Raw genomic sequence first — 16,651 nt, 5'->3', positions numbered from 1 at the left:
AAACAAATACTTTTATTAATCTACTAAACCAATACAACTCTACGCAAGCAGATTTTTATATCAACTCCTACTTAATCTCACTAAGTTTGCAACTAGAAGTTATCGCAAATTTGGTCAAAAATGCCTTATTTTCGCGATCGATCCTGCGAAGCTCGTCGATTTGAGCCGGATCGTATTCGTGCGCAAAATCAAGGTCTTCTAGCGGAAATAGCGCCTTTTCAAGCTCCTTGCTCAAAGCCTTTATGCGCGCGCCGTCTTTGCAAGCTTCGAGCGATTTATGCAAATCTTGCATGATTTGTTCTGCCTTTTGGGGCGCGACCTTCATCGGCGTAAATTCTGCGCCAAAAACGCAGGCGCAAAACGCGCAAATTAAAGCGATTTTTCTCATTAGTAATCATCTCCGTCGATGTTGTTGTAGTTTAGCCCCTCGCCATCATCATAGCTATAATCGTCCTCGTCATAAGCGTAGTTATAGCCCTCTTCGCCCTCGATTATATCCTCATCGTAATCGTCTAAATCCTCGTATTCTTCGAAGTCTTCGTCAAACTCTCTCATCATCTCCTCCTTCACTAAATTTCGGGTTATCATAATCAAATTTTGGTAATTTTTCAACATACAAGCTCTGCGACGGGAAGGCAAATTCTAGCCCGTTGTTCTCGACAATCTGCATGATTTTAAACAAAATATCCTCTTTAATCTGCAAATAATCATCTCTCATAACGGTTTTTGTGAAACAATACACCAAGATATTAACAGAACTATCGCCGAAGCTATCGAGCACCACATTCATCGTGCTTTTATAGCCCGCTAGATCGTCGATTGAGACCATGTTTTGGCGTGAGCGCATACGAAAATCGCGCGAATTTGTCGCACTATCGCCAGATTGAGCGATTCTTGGGTGCGCTTTTAGCATTTCTTTGATATCTTCGATACACTTTCTAAGCTGTTCTGATCTGGCAGAATATGTTACACCCACGATGATATTGATATGGCGGCCGACCTTGCGGCGGTTCCAGTTTTTGATATTTTGCGCCATAATGTTTGCATTTGGCACGAAAACAAGGGCATTGTCAAAGGTTCTAATCGTGGTTTTTCTAAACCCAGTCTCCACGACCGTGCCCTCTATGTCGCCCACTACGACATGATCGCCTTGCGAGAAGGAATTATCAAACAAAAGCATGATTGATTGGAAGAAATTTGCGATAATATCCTTAGTCGCAAACGCAATCGCCAAACCTCCGATTCCAAGCGAGGCTAGTATCGCGCTGACATCAAAACCTAGCCGTTTTAGGATAAGCAAAAGAGCAATTATTACTACGATGATATATAAAATTTTGATAACCAAATTTATAACATCTTTTCTAACGCCCTTTTTAGCGATATTTCCTAGCACGATTATGCCGTATCCGTCGATGATTTCGATGATGACCCACGCCCACAAAATGACATAGATTATCGACAAAATGCTAGCAAACCTTATCGGCACAGGGGCTGGATAGAAAAATATCACCAGCGAAATATCTATCGAATACGCTATCAAAAGCACGCCAAGCGGGCGTTTTATCGTGGCTACGACCTGCTCTTTTATGGTTTCTTTATCAATGGCTGTGGAGCGATTGATGATTTTAAAGACGAAATAAATCAAATTCGCTAGCACCCTGCGAAGCGAGTAGAAAAAGAGCATTATCGCGCTAATTAGCACGATTTTGCCGAAATTTATGCGTCTATCTTTGATAGGGGAAATTTCATTTATGCTATCGATTGCGGATTTGAAATTTAGGCTAGTAAAAATCACGCTGGACGCGAGTAAATCGGCATTTGAGTGCAGATAGGATAAAATTTCCTCGTAAGTTGCTTTATCATTTTTAAGCTCGCTAAATTTAGCCACGAAATTTTCGGCATCTTCTTGCGATTTTAGGGCTTCTTTGAGCTTGGAAGTTTTATCTAGCGAATACTCCGAAATCCTGCTAAGCGCGTCCTCTAAGCTCATTTTTAGCTCATCTTTGCTCGCACCATTTACAAAAAGATTATCAAGTTTTAAAATTTCTTGATAAAAAATATCCCCAAGCGCCATTCTATCGGCACTAACCGCCGCGCTTACATATTCGATAGAATTTTGCTTTTTCGCAAATTTTGCCAGCGTATCTTCGATATTTTTCTTAATCTCAGCGTATTTTAAAAGCCCTTCCCTGCTTAGCGTATTATTCGTAATCGCCATAGGAACGCTCTCTAAAAGCCTTGCTTTGTTTTCTTTGAGAGTTTTTAGCGAGCTATCTGTGGCGTTGGCTTCGCCTTTTGGCGAGATAGCAAGGATTTTTTTATTTATCTCTTTTATCTCATTTACCACGCGGTAAAAGGAATTTGCGCCGTTTGTTTCGTTTGCGTTAAGTTCGTTTTGTGCGACCTTATTTACGATCATATCATAGACTTCGCTTTTGTTCGCATCGCCCCCTGAAACCTCGCTCAAAAACTCTTCAACTTCCTTTTTTTTCTCTTCTAAATTTGGCGCAGGAACTGCGCTTTGGCTCGAATTTTGCTCGGTTAAATTTTGGTCACTTTTATTCGCTTCTGCGTAGATAAAATTTAGGCAAAGCGCACTAATCAAAAAGCTGATGAGAAATTTTTTCATAGTCATAATCCTTGTTTAATAGCGCAAAATGGTCATTGTGCGGGTCGTAGTTGAAAATTTCGCCCGTTTCAATGATATAGTGCCAGCCAAAAATTTTAATCTCACCTGCCATATAACCCTCTTTGACATTTGGGTAGCTTAGCAGATTTCGTATCGAATTTACGATATTTAATCGCTCGGCTAGCCACTCTCTTTTAGCTTTATCGTTGGCGCAGTGCTTTGAAATTTGATCTTTTACCCCAGACATCAAATTTATCCACTTTTTCACATTTGGGGTTTTTTGTAGTTTTGCCTCGTCATAAAACAGCGCCGCGCAACCGCCACAATTGCTGTGTCCGCAAACGATGATTTGCTTGATTTGCAAGGCATTCAGCGCGTATTCGATAGCCGCTGTGGTAGCGACGAAATCATCACTAACGCGATATGGTGGGACGATGTTTGCGATATTTCGCACTACAAACATCTCTCCCGGTTTTGTCGAAGTTATGAGCCCTGGCACCACGCGCGAATCCGAACACCCGATAAAAAGCGTGTGCGGGGTCTGCGTATTTGCCAAAGAGCTAAAAAGCTCGGCGTGCTCGGCGTAGTTTTCTTCCATAAATTTAATTGCACCATTGATTAGTTGTTCAGCCAAAATTCTCTCCTTTTTAAAAAACGGCTGATTATATATTGCTTTTTTAAATAGAAAAAATTTTAGCTATTTATTATATATTTGGTAAAATTTTGCTAAACTCCCTACCCAAAATTAAAAAAAGGAGAGAAAATGAGTCTTTACGATAGAAATCATCTTACTAGCGAATACGACGCGAGCTACGATGCGCCATTAGAGCAAGGCAGAGTTAGCAAACTCATCAAAGAAACTTATGCTCTTTTAACAGCTTCTATGGTCGCAGCCGCCGCTGGTGCGTATGTAGCGATGAGCACAGGCGTAGCAATGGGGCTAAATCCGTTGCTATATTTTATTTTGATGATTGGTTTGATTTTTGCAATGCAATTTGCCGTCAATCGCGGAGCTAACAGCCTTGCGTTGGTTTTGCTTTTTGCCTTTACATTTATCACAGGTCTTACGCTAGGTAAGGTTTTATCGCTTTATATCGGTGCTGGTATGAGTGGCGTGGTAACGCAAGCTTTCGTGGCTACTGCGGTTACATTTGGCGCACTTACTGTGTATGCGATGAACTCAAAAGTCAATGTCGATAGCTGGGGCAAACCGCTATTTATCTCGCTAATTGCTGTGATTATCATCGGATTTTTGAACTACTTTTTCTTCAAAAGTTCGCTTGTAAGCTTGGGAATTTCTGGTTTTAGCGCGCTTTTGTTTTCATTTTATATCATTTATGATACTAAAAATATCATCAACGGCGTCTATACTTCGCCAATCATGGCAGCTGTGGGTATGTATCTAAATATCTACAATCTTTTTATGTCACTTCTAAATATCCTTGGCTTTGCAAACAGGGATTAAAATTTAGGGCGCAAATTTGGCGCCCTTAACTTAAAATTTATATTTTTTTCATTATAATGCCAAATTCAATTTTTTTCAAAGGTTAATATTGTGACTACTTTATTTTTGGTTTTACAAGTAATTTTTGCTATCGTAATAACAATCGCCGTGTTGTTACAAAAAAGCTCATCTATCGGTCTTGGCGCATATAGCGGAAGCAACGAAAGCCTATTTGGCGCAAAGGGACCTGCTGGATTTTTGGCTAAATTTACAGCGTTTATGGGAATTTTATTTGTGGCAAACACTCTTGCTTTGGCATATTTTTATCAACAAGACGCAAAATCATCAGTAATCGACCGCGTCAAAGTAGAACAAAAACAAAGCGAAGCGCCGAAAAACGCCGTGCCAGCCGTGCCAAGCGCACCAAAGGCAAATAGCTTAAATGTAAAACCTTCGTTTGATAACGCCGCTAATGCTTTGCAAAGTGGAGCAGAAAAAATTTCAGAAGCAGTTGAAAACAACGCTAGCGCGGCAGTAGAAGCTGTAAAACAAAGCATAGAGGGCGCAGAAAACAATATCTCACAAGCTAGCGAAAAAATCGAACAAAAAGCTAGCGAGCTTGGCGCAGCAATCGAGGGCAACGCCACAGAGGCTCTCAAAACTCTAAGCGATCAAAACCAATCAAAATAATTCTAAATTTTTGCATTTAAAAATGTCAAATTTCGCATTTTTAAATGCAACTCTTATTTTTTTTACGCTACAATTCACAAATTTTTCTTAAAAGGATTTTAATGTTAGACTCTATTTATAAAGACCAGAAATCGCACTGCGACAAAGCTATTGAAGCCCTTAAAAAGGACTTTGGGACACTTCGCACCGGCAAGGTAAATATAAATATCCTAGACCACATTACGGTTGATTACTACGGAAGCCAAACTCCACTCAATCAAGTCGCTACCGTTTTGGCAACAGACGCTGTTACGATCACAATCACACCTTGGGAAAAACCAATGCTAAAAACGATTGAAAGCGCGATTGCAGCGGCAAATATCGGCGTAAATCCGAACAACGACGGCGAGGCTGTGAAGCTGTTTTTCCCACCGATGACGGTAGAACAAAGACAAGAAAACGCCAAAAAAGCCAAAGCAATGGGCGAAAAGGCAAAAATCAGCATTAGAAATATCAGAAAAGACGCGAACGACGAGGTTAAAAAACTAGAAAAAGACAAAGCTATTAGCGAAGATGACGCTAAAAAAGGCTACGATGAAGTGCAAAAAATCACCGATAACTACTCAGCCAAAATCGATGAAACCGTAAAAGCCAAAGAGGCAGAGTTATTGAAGGTTTGATAATGGAAATCGAAAAAATTTACAAAGAAAACGGCGCGTATTTGCACGGGCATTTTTTGCTCAGTAGCGGGAACCACTCCGAATACTATCTCCAAAGCGCGAAAGTTTTAGAAAACCCTGCCCTAGCCGGGGAGTTAGCAAGCCAGCTAGCGGGCGTCATAAAAGATGCCGGCATTAGCTATGATAGCGTCTGCTCGCCAGCCCTTGGCGGAATTTTGGCTGGTTACGAGCTAGCCAAGCAAGCAGGCAAACGCTTTATTTTCACTGAGCGTGTCGAAAAGGTTATGAGCCTAAGACGCGGTTTTGAAGTGAAAAAGGGCGAAAAATTCGTCATTTGCGAAGATATCATCACTACGGGAGGCTCTGCCTTAGAGAGTGCAAAAATCATCGAGAGCCTTGGTGGCGAGGTTGTAGCTTTTGCAGCCCTTGCAAACCGCGGATTTTGCGCAGTGGCAAATTTAGGCAACTCGCGCCATGAAAGTTGCAAACTCCCATTTGATAAACCACTTTTTACGCTTGGAAATTTCAGCTTCGAAATTTACGAGCCTAGCTCTTGTCCGCTTTGCAAAAACGGAAGCGTGGCGATTAAACCTGGTTCGCGCGGAAACTAAATTTCGCGCGAAATCCAAATTTATTCAAGGAAATTTAAGTGGCAAAGCAAAAAGCGGTAATCGCGCCAGTGTTTTTACGCGTAAAGGCCTTTATCGTCGATATCTTTTTTATCGCAATGCCACTTTTTTATATCACGACCTACCTTGTTTTGGGCTCGAAAGAGGCTTTTCAAAGTAACCAAATCGCAATCGCACTAATCTGGCTAGCTTACGGGGCAATCTGCGCGGTTTTTTACGCCAAATCAGCCCAAAGCCCTGGCTATAAATTTTCAAATATCTATCTTATCGATCTTCGTTCAGGGCGCAAAATTTCATTTTTTCGCGCATTTTTGCGCTTTTTGTGCTTTATTTTGGCGGGATTTAGCATGATTGGGTTATTAATTTGCTTTTTTCGCAAAGACAGACTCTGTCTGCACGATATCCTAACCCACACAGCAGCCGTGAGAAAAAGCGAAAATGGCTGAGATTTGCGGTATAGACGAGGCTGGCAGAGGCTGTATCGCAGGGCCTTTGTGCGTGGCAGGCTGTGTTTTGCATGCCCAAATTTCAGGGCTAAATGACAGCAAAAAACTAAGCGAAAAAAAACGCGAAGAACTATTTGAAAAAATCGTTAAAAACTCAAATTTTAAAATAGTCGAATTTTCTAGCGCTGATGTCGATGAAATGGGGCTTAGCGCGTGTTTAAAAACTGCGCTTGAAGAGATTGTGGCGCACTTTGGGGAGCAAAATTTTGACATTATTTTTGACGGAAATTCCAAATTTGGCGCAAGTGGATTTCGCACTATGGTGGGGGCTGACGCTAAAATCGCAGAGGTAAGCGCAGCCTCGATTTTAGCGAAGGTTACGCGAGATCGCAAAATGAGAGAAATCGCAAAAGCTTGCCCACAATACGGCTTCGCAAAAAACAAAGGATACGGCGCAAAAGCCCATATCGAGGCGATTAAAAAATTTGGCTACACAGAATTTCACCGCAAATCATACCGCCTCAAAGCCTTAGAGCCGACACTTTTTGATTAAAATTTTAAATCGTATTGAATAAACATTAAATTTTTTGCCATAAAATAGCGAAATTTTTTATGGGGGCAAATTTTGCTTAAAAAAATTATTTTGATTTTCGCGCCATTTTTTTTAATGGCTAGTTGGGAAGAAGTCGCTGTAAAGGGACTAGATGTGATGATAAGCGCCAATGTCGGCGACAGCGAAAATTTCAAACGCTCTCTTTCTTCGCTCATCGAGCGCGCCGCGAGAGAATACGCCAAATCAGGCATAACGCAATACGAGCTGGATTTGCCGAATTTCATCGCCAAAAAAACGAGCCCAAACTCCCCTACTGCGCACACCATGCGTCGCTCGCTAACCCAAAGCCTAACCCCTGCAATCCCAAATTTAAAGCAAATTTTGCAAACCAAAATCTCAGCTATGGACGAAAACTCCACGCAGGCCATAATGCGTGGCGAGCTAAGCCTAGCGCATTATATGAGAGTTAATGCCTTTAATGAAATTTACGCCGCCTTGCGCCCAAATATCGAAAACCTTGCCAGTGACACAAGCTTTGCCAAAAGTTACAAAAACGCCACAGGAAGCGAGATCGGCGATGATTTTGTGAACGAATTTACAAGCGAGTTTTTAAACGACGCCTTTGATAAACTAGTCGCCCACGAGCGCGAATTTCGCAACAGCACAGAGGCGGTTTTTAATATCTTAAAAACTATTCGCTAGCTTATGCGCGCTAAATTTAACCAGCCAAATTCAACCCTTATTTGGGAGCTTGCCCTAATTTGCGTCGCGCTGATTTGGGGTAGCACATTTATCCCCGTCCAGCGCACCACTGCAAATGCTGATATTTTTAGCTTTTTGTTTTGGAGATTTTTGCTCGCTAGCGTTTTTATGTATCTAGCGAGCCTGAAATTTAAGCCTAAATTTGACACAAAAACCATATTTTTCGGTATTTTTTGCGGGCTAATGCTATTTTTTGACTTTACCTGCCAGACCTTTGCCCTACGCTACACTCTATCATCATCGGTAGCCTTTATTTTGGGGCTTAATGTCATTATGGTGCCATTTATGATGTATGCGTTTTTTCGCAAAAGTGTCGGAATTTTCGCATTTTTAGGCGCAGGAGTGGCAGTTTTGGGGCTATTTTTTCTAAGTGGGGCTAGCAAGGTTGGCTTTAACCTTGGCGAGCAACTCACGCTGATTTCTGCCTTTATGTATGCCCTACACATCGTATTTACCGGCGTTTGCGCTAGGAGGTGCAACCTGCACGGCTTTGTGGTGATGCAGTTTGTTTGCGTGAGTGTTTGCACGCTTTTTGCCGCGATTTCCACACCGCACGAAAATTTCGCAAATTCCATAAATTTAATCGGAAATTTGACATTTTCCTTCAAATTTGACTTTATTTTCGCCCTGATTTTAACCTCGATTTTCGCCACTGTTTTTGCATTTTTTATCCAAACACTAGCCCAAGAAAAGGGCGTCAGCGAGATTAAAACGGTGCTTATTTTCACACTCGAACCACTTGGGGCTGGCGTGCTGGGATATATTTTTGGCGAAAAGTTAAGCCCACTTCAAATCACGGGCGCAGGTTTGATACTAGGCGGAATTTTACTAAGCGAGCTTGGCGGGATTTTAAGCGCGAAATTTCGCAATAAGCGCAGTGGCGAAAAAGCAGACCGAAGCGATTAAAATTATCGCCGCACCGCTTGTGAGATTGTAAAAATAGCTTAGCGCTAGCCCGCTAAGGCAAAAAATCGCAGAAATTATCACAGCACTTATCATCATAATGCCTAAATTTTTCGAAATTTTCTCCGCGATAAATGGCGGGATCGTCATCAGCGAAATGACTAGTATCAGCCCTACAATCTGGATCGCGCTCACAATCGCAAAGCTCGCCATTATCACCAAAACATAATAAAACACGCTCGTATTTACCCCACGAAGCGTGGCAAACTCCCTATCGAAGCTAATCGCCAAAAACTGCCTATAAAAGCAGATTATAATCAGCACAAAAACGGCGTCGCAAATGAGAGTGAAATTCAAGGTCGCGCTATCAATAGCCAAAATCGAGCCAAACAAAAAGCTCATCAAATCGCTTTTATAACCCGGCGCAAGGTCAGCAAAAATAATCCCCAGAGCCATACCAAAAGCCCAAATTGCGCCGATTATGGCGTCAAATCGCTCGTTATTTCTGGCCGTGATATAAGCGATTATCAAAGCCAAAAGTAGCGAAAACACGCTCGCGCCCAAAAGTGGCGAAAATCCAAAATATATCGCCATACCGACCCCACCATACGCCCCGTGCGCGATTCCACCGGCGATGAAGCTCATTTTATTTATAACGATCAGCGAACCTATCACGCCACAAATCACACTGACTAAAAGTGCGCCTATTAGGGCATTTCGCATAAATTCCAAAGCCAAAATTTCACTCATGCTCGTCCCCGCAGTGGCAATCATTTAGCGCAAGCTCGACCGAGCAAAAATGTCCATGCTCCTCGCGCAGGTGTTTTAAAAACTTCGCCCTCCCACTCGGATGCACGCTGTGCATGTGAAGCGAGCCACCACTGACATAAACAGCGCGATTTGCGTAATTTAACGCCAAATTTAGATCATGGCTAATCATAATAATGCCCGTGCCCTCTGAATTTAGGCTTTTTAGCAGTTCATAAATCTGCACCTGCCCCATAGTATCGATACTAGCCAAAGGTTCGTCCAAAAGCAAAATTTTAGCATTTGCGCACAGAGCGCGCGCGATATAGACCCGCTGTCTCTGCCCCCCACTTAGCTCGCTGATTTTCGCCTCGCCTAGCTCTCTCATACCCACTCGCTCCAAGGCTTCAAGGGCTTTTAGGCGATCTTTTTTGGTGTAAAATCCAAAAATTTTTTTATCTATTAACCCCATTAAAACCACATCAGCCACGCTGATTGGAAAGCTTTTGTTAATAGCGATGAATTGGGGCACATAGCCAATTTGCTTCCTAGCAGCAACCGGGGATTTGCCAAGCACCTCGATTTTGCCACTATCTGGCCTTAAAAGTCCCAAAATCAGGCGCAAAAGCGTGCTTTTGCCACTGCCATTGGGGCCAAAAATTGATAAAAAATCGTTGATTTCATACTCTAAATTTATCGAATTTAAAATTTGGCGCTTTTCGTAAGAAAACGAAAGGTTGCTAAGCTTTACGGCGCTCATTTTTGCGCCCCCGCAGCCGAGATTTCATCTATTAATTTTTTAAGCTCACTTTGCCACTCATAGCTTAAAAAATCGATTTGTGTGAGCTTTGCGCCTGTTTGGGTGGCTAGGATTTGCGCTGCCTTGCTTGCAAACTGCGGGCTAGTGAAAATCACGCCGATTTTTTCATCATTTGCTAGCTTTATCAAATCCGCCAAATCAGCTGGTTTTGGCTCGCCCCCACCTTGCTCGACTGCGATTTGTATGAGTTCATACCTGCGCGCGAAATACCCAAGTGTGGGGTGGTAAATGATAAATTTCGCCCCAGCTAAATTTGATAAATTCTGCTTCGCGTAAGCGTGAAGCTCGTCTAATTCAGCTTCAAATTTAGCCAAATTTTGCTCGTATTTGGCGCAGTTTGCGCCATTTAATTCGCATAAATTTTTAGCGATATTTTGCGAAATTTGTTTTACCAAAATCGGATCTAGCCAAATGTGCGGATCAGCTCCGTCGTGGGCGTGCTCGGCGCGGTCGCCCTGCTCCTCGTGTTTTTCAGCGTGAGTATCACCCTCGCCAACTTCCTCGTGCGTTTCGCCCAAAATTTCAAAATTTACCTTCTCTATCCCTGCGCTTAAATCATAAAATTTCACCCCGCTAGCGTTTGCGCTAAACCTTTTTAACCACACCTCATCAAACTCCGTGCCTATGCCAAAATACGCCACGCTCTTTGCGATATCACGCATTGTGGCGGGTTTGGGCTCGTATGTGTGAGGATCGGCGCTCTTATCCACGATGCTTTTTATCACAAAATCATCATCTGCGATTTTTTGCGCGAAATATCTCACAGGCTCGATTGTTACGCTAATTTGCGCCAAATCTTGGGCGAAATTTGCGCTAAATAAAAATGGGATTATCAAAAATTTGGGCAAAATTTTCATAAATTCTCCTTGTAAAACTGACGATTATATCATTTATAATAGAAATTTTGGTATTATTGCGAGAATTTGAGGTCGTTATGGAAAATATCTGGGACAAAAAAGCCGAAACTTACGCTAAATTCGATACAAATTTAAATGAATTTGGACAAAATTTATTTAAATTTATTGAAGATGAGGGCATAAATTTTGCAGGCAAAAGCGTCATTGACATAGGCGCAGGAACCGGCGTGTATTCGCTATATATCGCTACTTTGGGCGCTAGGCTTTACGCTCTTGATAGCGCGAAGGCAATGCTTAGCGCTCTTAAAAACAGCGCGCAAAAATACGGCATTAATGTAGAGCAAATCATAAACGATGATTTTGCCAGTTTTACCCAGAAAAATGAGCTTAAATTTGACATTGCGTTTTTGAGTATGAGCCCTGCACTGCGCACTAAGCAGGACTTTGATATGTTTTTAAACCTAGCAAAACGCAAAATTTATGTAAATTGGGCGAGCGAGCGAAATTCCTCGATGTTGTCGCCGATTTTCGCGCATTTTGGGATAAAAAAATCTAGTCTAAATTTAACCACGCAAAATTTCGAGTTAAATTTAAAAAACAAAAATATCCCTTACAAATCGCGCGAGATTAGCGAAAGGCGCATACAAAGGCGAAATTTAAGCCAAGCAGTGCAAAATGCACTGTGGCATTTGGGGGTAAATGGCGCGAATATCAGCGAAAAGGCGCTAGAAAATCTATTGGAAAAACAGGTAAAAAATGGGATTATCACAGATGAAATCAACGCTACTTTCAAAGCTTTTATTATTTAGTATTGTCCCTATTTTAGGCATTTGCGATGATATTTTCACACCGCTAAAAATGCCAGCGTTTAGCCCCGAAAAAGCTAGCCTTGGTATGAAGCTCTACCGCGACGCTAAATTTAGCGAGCAAAAGCGCTCTTGCGATAGCTGCCACAATCTATACCTAAACTCATCGGGCGCTAGTGTGCGAAATGGCGAAATCCCCACAATCCTAAACGCTTATTATATCGAGCGATACTCGGGCGGAAACTTTTTCCCTAGCCTAAATGAGCGCATTAAAACCTCGGTTTTAAGCCCCAAAGAGTTAGCCTCATCAAAAGAGAAAATCGAGCTAATAATCACCCAAAATATAGCCTATAAACGCGAATTTAAAAAGCTCTATGGCAAGGCAAATTTCGAAAATTTCGTCGATGCCTTGGGCGAGTATCTGAAATCAAAAACCACGATAAATTCTAAATTTGACCGCGTTTTGCGCGATGAGGAAAAATTCAGCGAAAGCGAATTTAAGGGCTATTTGCTCTTTATCGAGCTGTGTTCGTATTGCCACAACGGCGCGAATTTAGGCACCAACTCATACGCCAAAGTGCCTAATAAAAACCTAAATTTCAACCCAAACACAAGGATTGCAAACTATCGAAGCCACACTTACAAAAGAGTGCCGACCCTGCGAAATATCACCAAAACAGCCCCTTACATAAACGGCGAGTATTCGCTAGCGCGCTCGATTAAATTTTTGTTCCGCGATGTGTTTGATTACAGCTTAAATGATGATGATTTGCAAAATTTGCTGGATTTTTTGGCGACATTATAAGGAGTTATGATGAAAAAACTATTTTCAAATTTTAACCAAATTAGTAAAGACACCATAAACTGGATAATCATGAGTATTATCATGATAATAAGCCTTAGCTTCGCGCTAAGTTACTTTATCTCGCTAAAAAATGTCTCCGACTACAACGCCGTAACGCGCCAAATGACGATGATTTATGACGCGAACACTAGGCTAAATACGCTCTTTGCCTCTGATAAACCTAGCCGCGATTTTAGCTCGATTAACGAAAATATGAAAGTCGTGTATAACACCCTAGATACGCTGGGGCAAAATCCGCTGATTTTGGATAATTCATTTAGCAATGATGTCGAGTATCTAAAAACAGCTTTTGCCGAAAAAATCAAACTCATCGACGAGCTAGGCGCGCTAAATTCGCAAAATAGCGTCATCTTGCACGCGATAGAGCAAAAATACATCAACCCAAACTCACGCTACGAAGTGGTAAATATTTTCTCACAAATCACGCAACTAAACTACAATAACTATACCGAAATTTACGCCATAAAAGAAAAAATCAAATACATAACTCCGCAAAATTTAACCGAGCAAAATTTCTTAAAAAACGCAAATTTGGTGCTTGATAATCTCACTAAGCTAAATTTGATTATCACGCGAAATGAAAGCGCAATCAACGGCAAATTCAAGGATCTAAGGGAAAAATTTGCGAATTTCAACGCCGAATTTTACAACTCATTTTCCGAAATGACTATGGTTTTTACCGCGATATTTTTGACATTTTTGCTCATTACCTACATGGTAAATTCAGACGCAATCAGCAAAAAACAAAAACTCCGCCCATACAAAGCCCTAGTCGATAGGGACGAAAACGCCGTGTTTTTGCTAAATCATAAATTTCAAATCACCTACGCTAACAAGCAAGCAACCGAAATGTTTGGCTACAAACTAGACGAGCTAAAAGGCAAGGATATCGGCATAATCGCAGCTAGCGAGGACCATGCCAAATTCGAAAAAAAACTTAAAGAAGAAAGCGATAAGATTGGATATTTCACACAGCAGCTGCGTTTGCTAGATAAAAATGGCACGCCGATTAACTCCAAAATAAAGCTCTCAAAATTAGACGAAAAGTCCAAATACCCGCACTATGGCGTTTTCATCAAAGATATGCGCCCAAGCGAAGCCATGCAAGCTAGCCTAGCAGCAGCAGAACAAACCCTGCTCGAACAAGGCTATGTCGATAAAATGACAAATTTCGGTAGCGAACTAGCCCTAAATGAAAGGATAATCAAACCAGAGATAGAAGGCTATATCATCTACCTAACAATCGCAAATTTTGATAATCTTAGACTATTTTATTCTAGCGATATTACTAGCCAAATCATAAAGGTATTTGCAAGGTCGCTTGATTTGTTTTTGGCCACAGAACAAATCCCAGCCCAGCCATTTCGTATGCAAGGCGATGAATTTTGCCTATTTTATCCCGTTCATAAAGCTAGCAAAGAAAATATCGATAATAGAATTATTGTCGCAAATCATGTGCGCAAAATCATCGCAAAATTTACAAACCAACAGACCAAAATCGCAACCAAAGCTGGCGACATAAGCGTAACGATAAATGTCGTGGCTGGCGTAAGTAGCAACAAAGACAATAATCGCGCTACAAGGGTGTTTCAAGCGGTCATGGCGATGTATGAAGCACAGCAAAAAAACGAGAATTTGGAATATTACCGCCCAAACAACCCAATCGAGCTAAAATACGCCCAAAACCAGCTTATGATAAATACAATCCAGCAAGCAATCAAAACAAACCATGTCTTCGTGCTAGTCCAGCCGATTTTCGATATCTCAAAATCAGATCCAAACGGCAGGGAATACGGCACGCAAAGGACAAATTTCGTCCCTCTTGTCTATGAAATTTTAATCCGTCTAATCGATGATTCTGGCAGGGTTAGGCACCCGGGCGAGTTTATGGATGTCGCAAAACAGGCCTCACTTTACACTTCGCTGACAAAAATCGTAATCGAGGAGGCATTTAGGCTAATCGAAAATTTCCCAAATTCGAAATTTAGTATAAATTTGTCGTTTTTCGATATCGCAAACAACGAAATTCGCGCACTTTTGGAGGAAAAATTAGCAAAGGCAAAAAACGCGAAAAATCTCTTTATCGAAATTTTAGAGAGCGAGGAATTCGACGATTACGATAGCCTGCGAAAGTTTATCGCCACAGCCAAAAACCGCGGCTGCAAGATAGCTATCGACGACTTTGGCTCGGGGTATTCGAACTACTACCGCGTTTTGACGCTCGATGTAGATTTCATCAAAATCGATGGCGCACTCATCAAAGATATCGTAGCAGACGAGAGCTCGCGCGCGATCGTGGAGACTATCACAGCCTTTGCGAAAAACAGAAATTACGAAATCATCGCAGAATATGTCGAAAATCACCAAATTTCGACCATTTTGGAGAGCATGGGCATAAAATACATGCAAGGATTTTTTTACAGCAAACCAATGGAACCATCAAAAATCGCCGTGTAAGCTATATTTGCAAGGAAATGCGAAGCATTTCAGTTGAATAAATCAGCTAAATTTAGAAAAACGAAGTTTTTCTAAATTTAGCCACTTCTAAGGTTTTACAGGGGTGGGGGTTGGTAAGGGGGAGGGTAGCGTCTCCTAAAAAGCGCGCCCTCCCCCTTACGAGAAAAGCAAAATTTTGCTTAAAATTTAAAAAATCGTTCAATGCAAAATTTAAGTAGAATTTTGAATTTAAATTTCCCTGGATTGCTTCGTCGCTGTTTCACAGCTCCTCGCAATGACAAATCAAACAATACGCTCAATCTGTCATTGTGAGAATTTTGCGTAAGCAAAATTCGTGGCAATCTACAAGTATAAAATTCAAGGTCAGTATTTTTGCAGAATTTTACCCATTTTTTCTGTTATACAAAATCGAGCAAACAAAGGCAGAAAAAATAAAAATTATCCCCAGTGTGCCGGTTATCACCTCGCTGATTTCAAATTCGAGCTTGATAAACATAATCGCTGCAAGCGTGCCAATCGCATAATGTGCGCCGTGTTCTAAAAAAATAAACTTCGCCAGCGTGCCACGCTCGACCAAATATATCGTGAGTGAGCGCACAAACATCGCCCCAGCCCCAAGTCCTAGCATGATGATAAAGATATTGTTGCTTAACGCAAACGCCCCAATCACGCCGTCAAAGCTAAAACTAGCGTCCAGCATTTCGAGGTAAATAAAGCCGTTTAGGCCGTTTCTAACGCCATTGCAACTGAAAATTTTATCAAACGACTTTATCAAAATAAACAAAATTATCGCGCTAAAATATGCGATAATCGCCGTTTTTGAGGGGATTAAAACAGCCAAAACTGCGCCTAAAACCACAGCGAGTAAAATTTCAAATTTTGGGAAATTTTTGAGCCTTCTTACCAAAGCATTTTCTTCTAAAACCCGTATCCAAGGCTCTCTATCCTCATCGTCGAAGAAAAAACTCAAAAACACCATCATCAAAAACGCCCCGCCAAAAATGTAAATGCCATCTTTGTTTTCTTCTAAAATTTCACTATATCGCGCAGGGTTGTTTAGTGCCAAATTTAGGCTCTCAAAAAGCCCCAAATGCGAAGCAGCGCTTACGATGATAATCGGAAATGCGAACCTCATACCAAAAACAGCCACAGGTATGCCCCACACGATAAACCTTTTGCGCCAAATCGCGTTCATATCCGTTAAGACCTTGGCATTTACCACGGCATTATCGAAGCTAAGGCTGATTTCTAAAATCGATAAAAGCGCGCAAATATACGCCCCAGCGAACCCGCCTAGCCAAAATCCTACCAAAACAGCTACAAAAAATATAAAAAATGATGAATAAAAATAACGCAAATTTTTCCTTTTTTTGAGCGATTTTAG

18 protein-coding genes and 1 pseudogene are annotated in these 16,651 nt (G+C 41.5%); 11 read left to right on the top strand and 8 right to left on the bottom strand.

The annotated features are described in order from the left end of the window. Nucleotides 1-67 precede the first annotated feature (67 nt). Genes OFN98_RS06345 through OFN98_RS06330 form a run of 4 tightly spaced genes read right to left on the bottom strand, consistent with a single transcriptional unit; the run spans nucleotide 68 to nucleotide 3,227 of the window. Nucleotides 68-388 (bottom strand): hypothetical protein, encoded by a 321-nt coding sequence (locus tag OFN98_RS06345; protein ID WP_270874427.1) that lies wholly within the window; start codon nucleotides 386-388, stop codon nucleotides 68-70. Beyond that, a complete protein-coding gene (locus OFN98_RS06340) occupies nucleotides 388-555 on the bottom strand; it encodes a hypothetical protein (protein ID WP_270858667.1) in 168 nt (55 codons plus the stop codon). Before OFN98_RS06340 ends, OFN98_RS06345 begins: the two co-directional genes overlap by 1 nt. Continuing rightward, the gene (locus OFN98_RS06335; protein ID WP_270874426.1) at nucleotides 542-2,629 is read right to left on the bottom strand and encodes a mechanosensitive ion channel family protein; all 2,088 of its coding nucleotides are present in this window, start codon (nucleotides 2,627-2,629) and stop codon (nucleotides 542-544) included. The genes OFN98_RS06340 and OFN98_RS06335 overlap by 14 nt, the downstream gene beginning before the upstream one ends. Continuing rightward, the gene (locus OFN98_RS06330; protein ID WP_270874480.1) at nucleotides 2,598-3,227 is read right to left on the bottom strand and encodes a carbonic anhydrase; all 630 of its coding nucleotides are present in this window, start codon (nucleotides 3,225-3,227) and stop codon (nucleotides 2,598-2,600) included. Before OFN98_RS06330 ends, OFN98_RS06335 begins: the two co-directional genes overlap by 32 nt. 165 nt (nucleotides 3,228-3,392) lie before the next feature. On the opposite strand from OFN98_RS06330, the gene OFN98_RS06325 reads away from it, so the two are divergent. The 8 genes and pseudogenes from OFN98_RS06325 to OFN98_RS06290 all read left to right on the top strand — a co-directional run bounded on the left by OFN98_RS06325 (nucleotide 3,393) and on the right by OFN98_RS06290 (nucleotide 8,718). Next, the gene (locus tag OFN98_RS06325) at nucleotides 3,393-4,094 is read left to right on the top strand and encodes a Bax inhibitor-1/YccA family protein (protein ID WP_270874425.1); all 702 of its coding nucleotides are present in this window, start codon (nucleotides 3,393-3,395) and stop codon (nucleotides 4,092-4,094) included. Between the two features lie 90 nt (nucleotides 4,095-4,184). After that, nucleotides 4,185-4,505, top strand: a pseudogene (secG, locus tag OFN98_RS06320) (preprotein translocase subunit SecG); the annotation flags it as partial. A gap of 359 nt (nucleotides 4,506-4,864) precedes the next feature. After that, nucleotides 4,865-5,422: a ribosome recycling factor gene (gene frr / locus OFN98_RS06315; RefSeq protein ID WP_270858664.1), complete on the top strand. Its 558-nt coding sequence runs from the start codon at nucleotides 4,865-4,867 to the stop codon at nucleotides 5,420-5,422. Between the two features lie 2 nt (nucleotides 5,423-5,424). Further along, nucleotides 5,425-6,033, top strand: a complete 609-nt coding sequence (pyrE, locus tag OFN98_RS06310) for an orotate phosphoribosyltransferase (RefSeq protein ID WP_270868621.1) — start codon at nucleotides 5,425-5,427, stop codon at nucleotides 6,031-6,033. Nucleotides 6,034-6,071: 38 nt separating this feature from the next. Further along, nucleotides 6,072-6,497: an RDD family protein gene (locus OFN98_RS06305; protein WP_270874424.1), complete on the top strand. Its 426-nt coding sequence runs from the start codon at nucleotides 6,072-6,074 to the stop codon at nucleotides 6,495-6,497. Continuing rightward, nucleotides 6,490-7,050, top strand: coding sequence for a ribonuclease HII (locus OFN98_RS06300; protein WP_270874423.1), 561 nt, complete (start codon nucleotides 6,490-6,492; stop codon nucleotides 7,048-7,050). Before OFN98_RS06305 ends, OFN98_RS06300 begins: the two co-directional genes overlap by 8 nt. Nucleotides 7,051-7,122: 72 nt before the next feature. Then, nucleotides 7,123-7,752 carry a DUF4197 family protein gene (locus OFN98_RS06295; RefSeq protein ID WP_270876639.1) on the top strand — a complete coding sequence of 210 codons (630 nt, stop codon included), beginning with the start codon at nucleotides 7,123-7,125 and terminating at the stop codon, nucleotides 7,750-7,752. Nucleotides 7,753-7,755: 3 nt separating this feature from the next. Beyond that, nucleotides 7,756-8,718, top strand: a complete 963-nt coding sequence (locus OFN98_RS06290; protein WP_270874421.1) for a DMT family transporter — start codon at nucleotides 7,756-7,758, stop codon at nucleotides 8,716-8,718. Here the strand turns inward: OFN98_RS06290 and OFN98_RS06285 are convergent. From OFN98_RS06285 to OFN98_RS06275, 3 genes are read right to left on the bottom strand one after another with little or no spacing between them, the layout of a single operon-like run. Then, entirely contained in the window at nucleotides 8,662-9,465 is an 804-nt protein-coding gene (locus OFN98_RS06285; protein ID WP_270865688.1) for a metal ABC transporter permease, read from the bottom strand. The genes OFN98_RS06290 and OFN98_RS06285 overlap by 57 nt on opposite strands. Then, nucleotides 9,458-10,222: a metal ABC transporter ATP-binding protein gene (locus tag OFN98_RS06280; protein WP_270874420.1), complete on the bottom strand. Its 765-nt coding sequence runs from the start codon at nucleotides 10,220-10,222 to the stop codon at nucleotides 9,458-9,460. The genes OFN98_RS06285 and OFN98_RS06280 overlap by 8 nt, the downstream gene beginning before the upstream one ends. Further along, on the bottom strand, nucleotides 10,219-11,139 hold the full coding sequence (locus OFN98_RS06275; protein WP_270874419.1) for a metal ABC transporter solute-binding protein, Zn/Mn family: 921 nt from the start codon (nucleotides 11,137-11,139) through the stop codon (nucleotides 10,219-10,221). The genes OFN98_RS06280 and OFN98_RS06275 overlap by 4 nt, the downstream gene beginning before the upstream one ends. A 77-nt stretch (nucleotides 11,140-11,216) precedes the next feature. Between OFN98_RS06275 and OFN98_RS06270 the strand changes: the two genes are divergently transcribed. The 3 genes from OFN98_RS06270 to OFN98_RS06260 are packed head-to-tail and all read left to right on the top strand — an operon-like array spanning nucleotide 11,217 to nucleotide 15,267. Beyond that, nucleotides 11,217-11,948 (top strand): class I SAM-dependent methyltransferase, encoded by a 732-nt coding sequence (locus OFN98_RS06270; protein ID WP_270874418.1) that lies wholly within the window; start codon nucleotides 11,217-11,219, stop codon nucleotides 11,946-11,948. Continuing rightward, entirely contained in the window at nucleotides 11,911-12,750 is an 840-nt protein-coding gene (locus OFN98_RS06265) for a cytochrome-c peroxidase (protein ID WP_270874417.1), read from the top strand. Before OFN98_RS06270 ends, OFN98_RS06265 begins: the two co-directional genes overlap by 38 nt. Nucleotides 12,751-12,759: 9 nt before the next feature. Then, the gene (locus tag OFN98_RS06260) at nucleotides 12,760-15,267 is read left to right on the top strand and encodes a sensor domain-containing phosphodiesterase (RefSeq protein WP_270874416.1); all 2,508 of its coding nucleotides are present in this window, start codon (nucleotides 12,760-12,762) and stop codon (nucleotides 15,265-15,267) included. A 382-nt stretch (nucleotides 15,268-15,649) separates the two neighbouring features. On the opposite strand, the gene OFN98_RS06255 is transcribed toward OFN98_RS06260, so the two are convergent. Next, the gene (locus OFN98_RS06255) at nucleotides 15,650-16,624 is read right to left on the bottom strand and encodes a DUF475 domain-containing protein (protein WP_270874415.1); all 975 of its coding nucleotides are present in this window, start codon (nucleotides 16,622-16,624) and stop codon (nucleotides 15,650-15,652) included. Between the last annotated feature and the right edge of the window lie 27 nt (nucleotides 16,625-16,651).

It is taken from the genome of Campylobacter sp. JMF_15 NE4 (assembly GCF_027737645.1).
Classification (GTDB): Bacteria; Campylobacterota; Campylobacteria; order Campylobacterales; family Campylobacteraceae; genus Campylobacter_B.
The sequence above is the reverse complement of the archived record's forward strand: the minus strand, read 5'-3'. Positions and strand labels throughout refer to the sequence as shown.

Bases quoted from the DNA above. Each gene is read 5' to 3' on its own strand.
- OFN98_RS06270 (WP_270874418.1), top strand. From the start codon at position 11,217: ATGGAAAATATCTGGGACAAAAAAGCCGAAACTTACGCTAAATTCGAT.
- OFN98_RS06280 (WP_270874420.1), bottom strand. From the start codon at position 10,222: ATGAGCGCCGTAAAGCTTAGCAACCTTTCGTTTTCTTACGAAAAGCGC.
- OFN98_RS06325 (WP_270874425.1), top strand. From the start codon at position 3,393: ATGAGTCTTTACGATAGAAATCATCTTACTAGCGAATACGACGCGAGC.
- OFN98_RS06345 (WP_270874427.1), bottom strand. From the start codon at position 388: ATGAGAAAAATCGCTTTAATTTGCGCGTTTTGCGCCTGCGTTTTTGGC.
- OFN98_RS06260 (WP_270874416.1), top strand. From the start codon at position 12,760: ATGAAAAAACTATTTTCAAATTTTAACCAAATTAGTAAAGACACCATA.
- pyrE (WP_270868621.1), top strand. From the start codon at position 5,425: ATGGAAATCGAAAAAATTTACAAAGAAAACGGCGCGTATTTGCACGGG.
- OFN98_RS06285 (WP_270865688.1), bottom strand. From the start codon at position 9,465: ATGAGTGAAATTTTGGCTTTGGAATTTATGCGAAATGCCCTAATAGGC.
- OFN98_RS06300 (WP_270874423.1), top strand. From the start codon at position 6,490: ATGGCTGAGATTTGCGGTATAGACGAGGCTGGCAGAGGCTGTATCGCA.
- OFN98_RS06290 (WP_270874421.1), top strand. From the start codon at position 7,756: ATGCGCGCTAAATTTAACCAGCCAAATTCAACCCTTATTTGGGAGCTT.
- OFN98_RS06335 (WP_270874426.1), bottom strand. From the start codon at position 2,629: ATGAAAAAATTTCTCATCAGCTTTTTGATTAGTGCGCTTTGCCTAAAT.
- OFN98_RS06330 (WP_270874480.1), bottom strand. From the start codon at position 3,227: ATGGAAGAAAACTACGCCGAGCACGCCGAGCTTTTTAGCTCTTTGGCA.
- OFN98_RS06265 (WP_270874417.1), top strand. From the start codon at position 11,911: ATGAAATCAACGCTACTTTCAAAGCTTTTATTATTTAGTATTGTCCCT.
- OFN98_RS06275 (WP_270874419.1), bottom strand. From the start codon at position 11,139: ATGAAAATTTTGCCCAAATTTTTGATAATCCCATTTTTATTTAGCGCA.
- OFN98_RS06340 (WP_270858667.1), bottom strand. From the start codon at position 555: ATGAGAGAGTTTGACGAAGACTTCGAAGAATACGAGGATTTAGACGAT.
- frr (WP_270858664.1), top strand. From the start codon at position 4,865: ATGTTAGACTCTATTTATAAAGACCAGAAATCGCACTGCGACAAAGCT.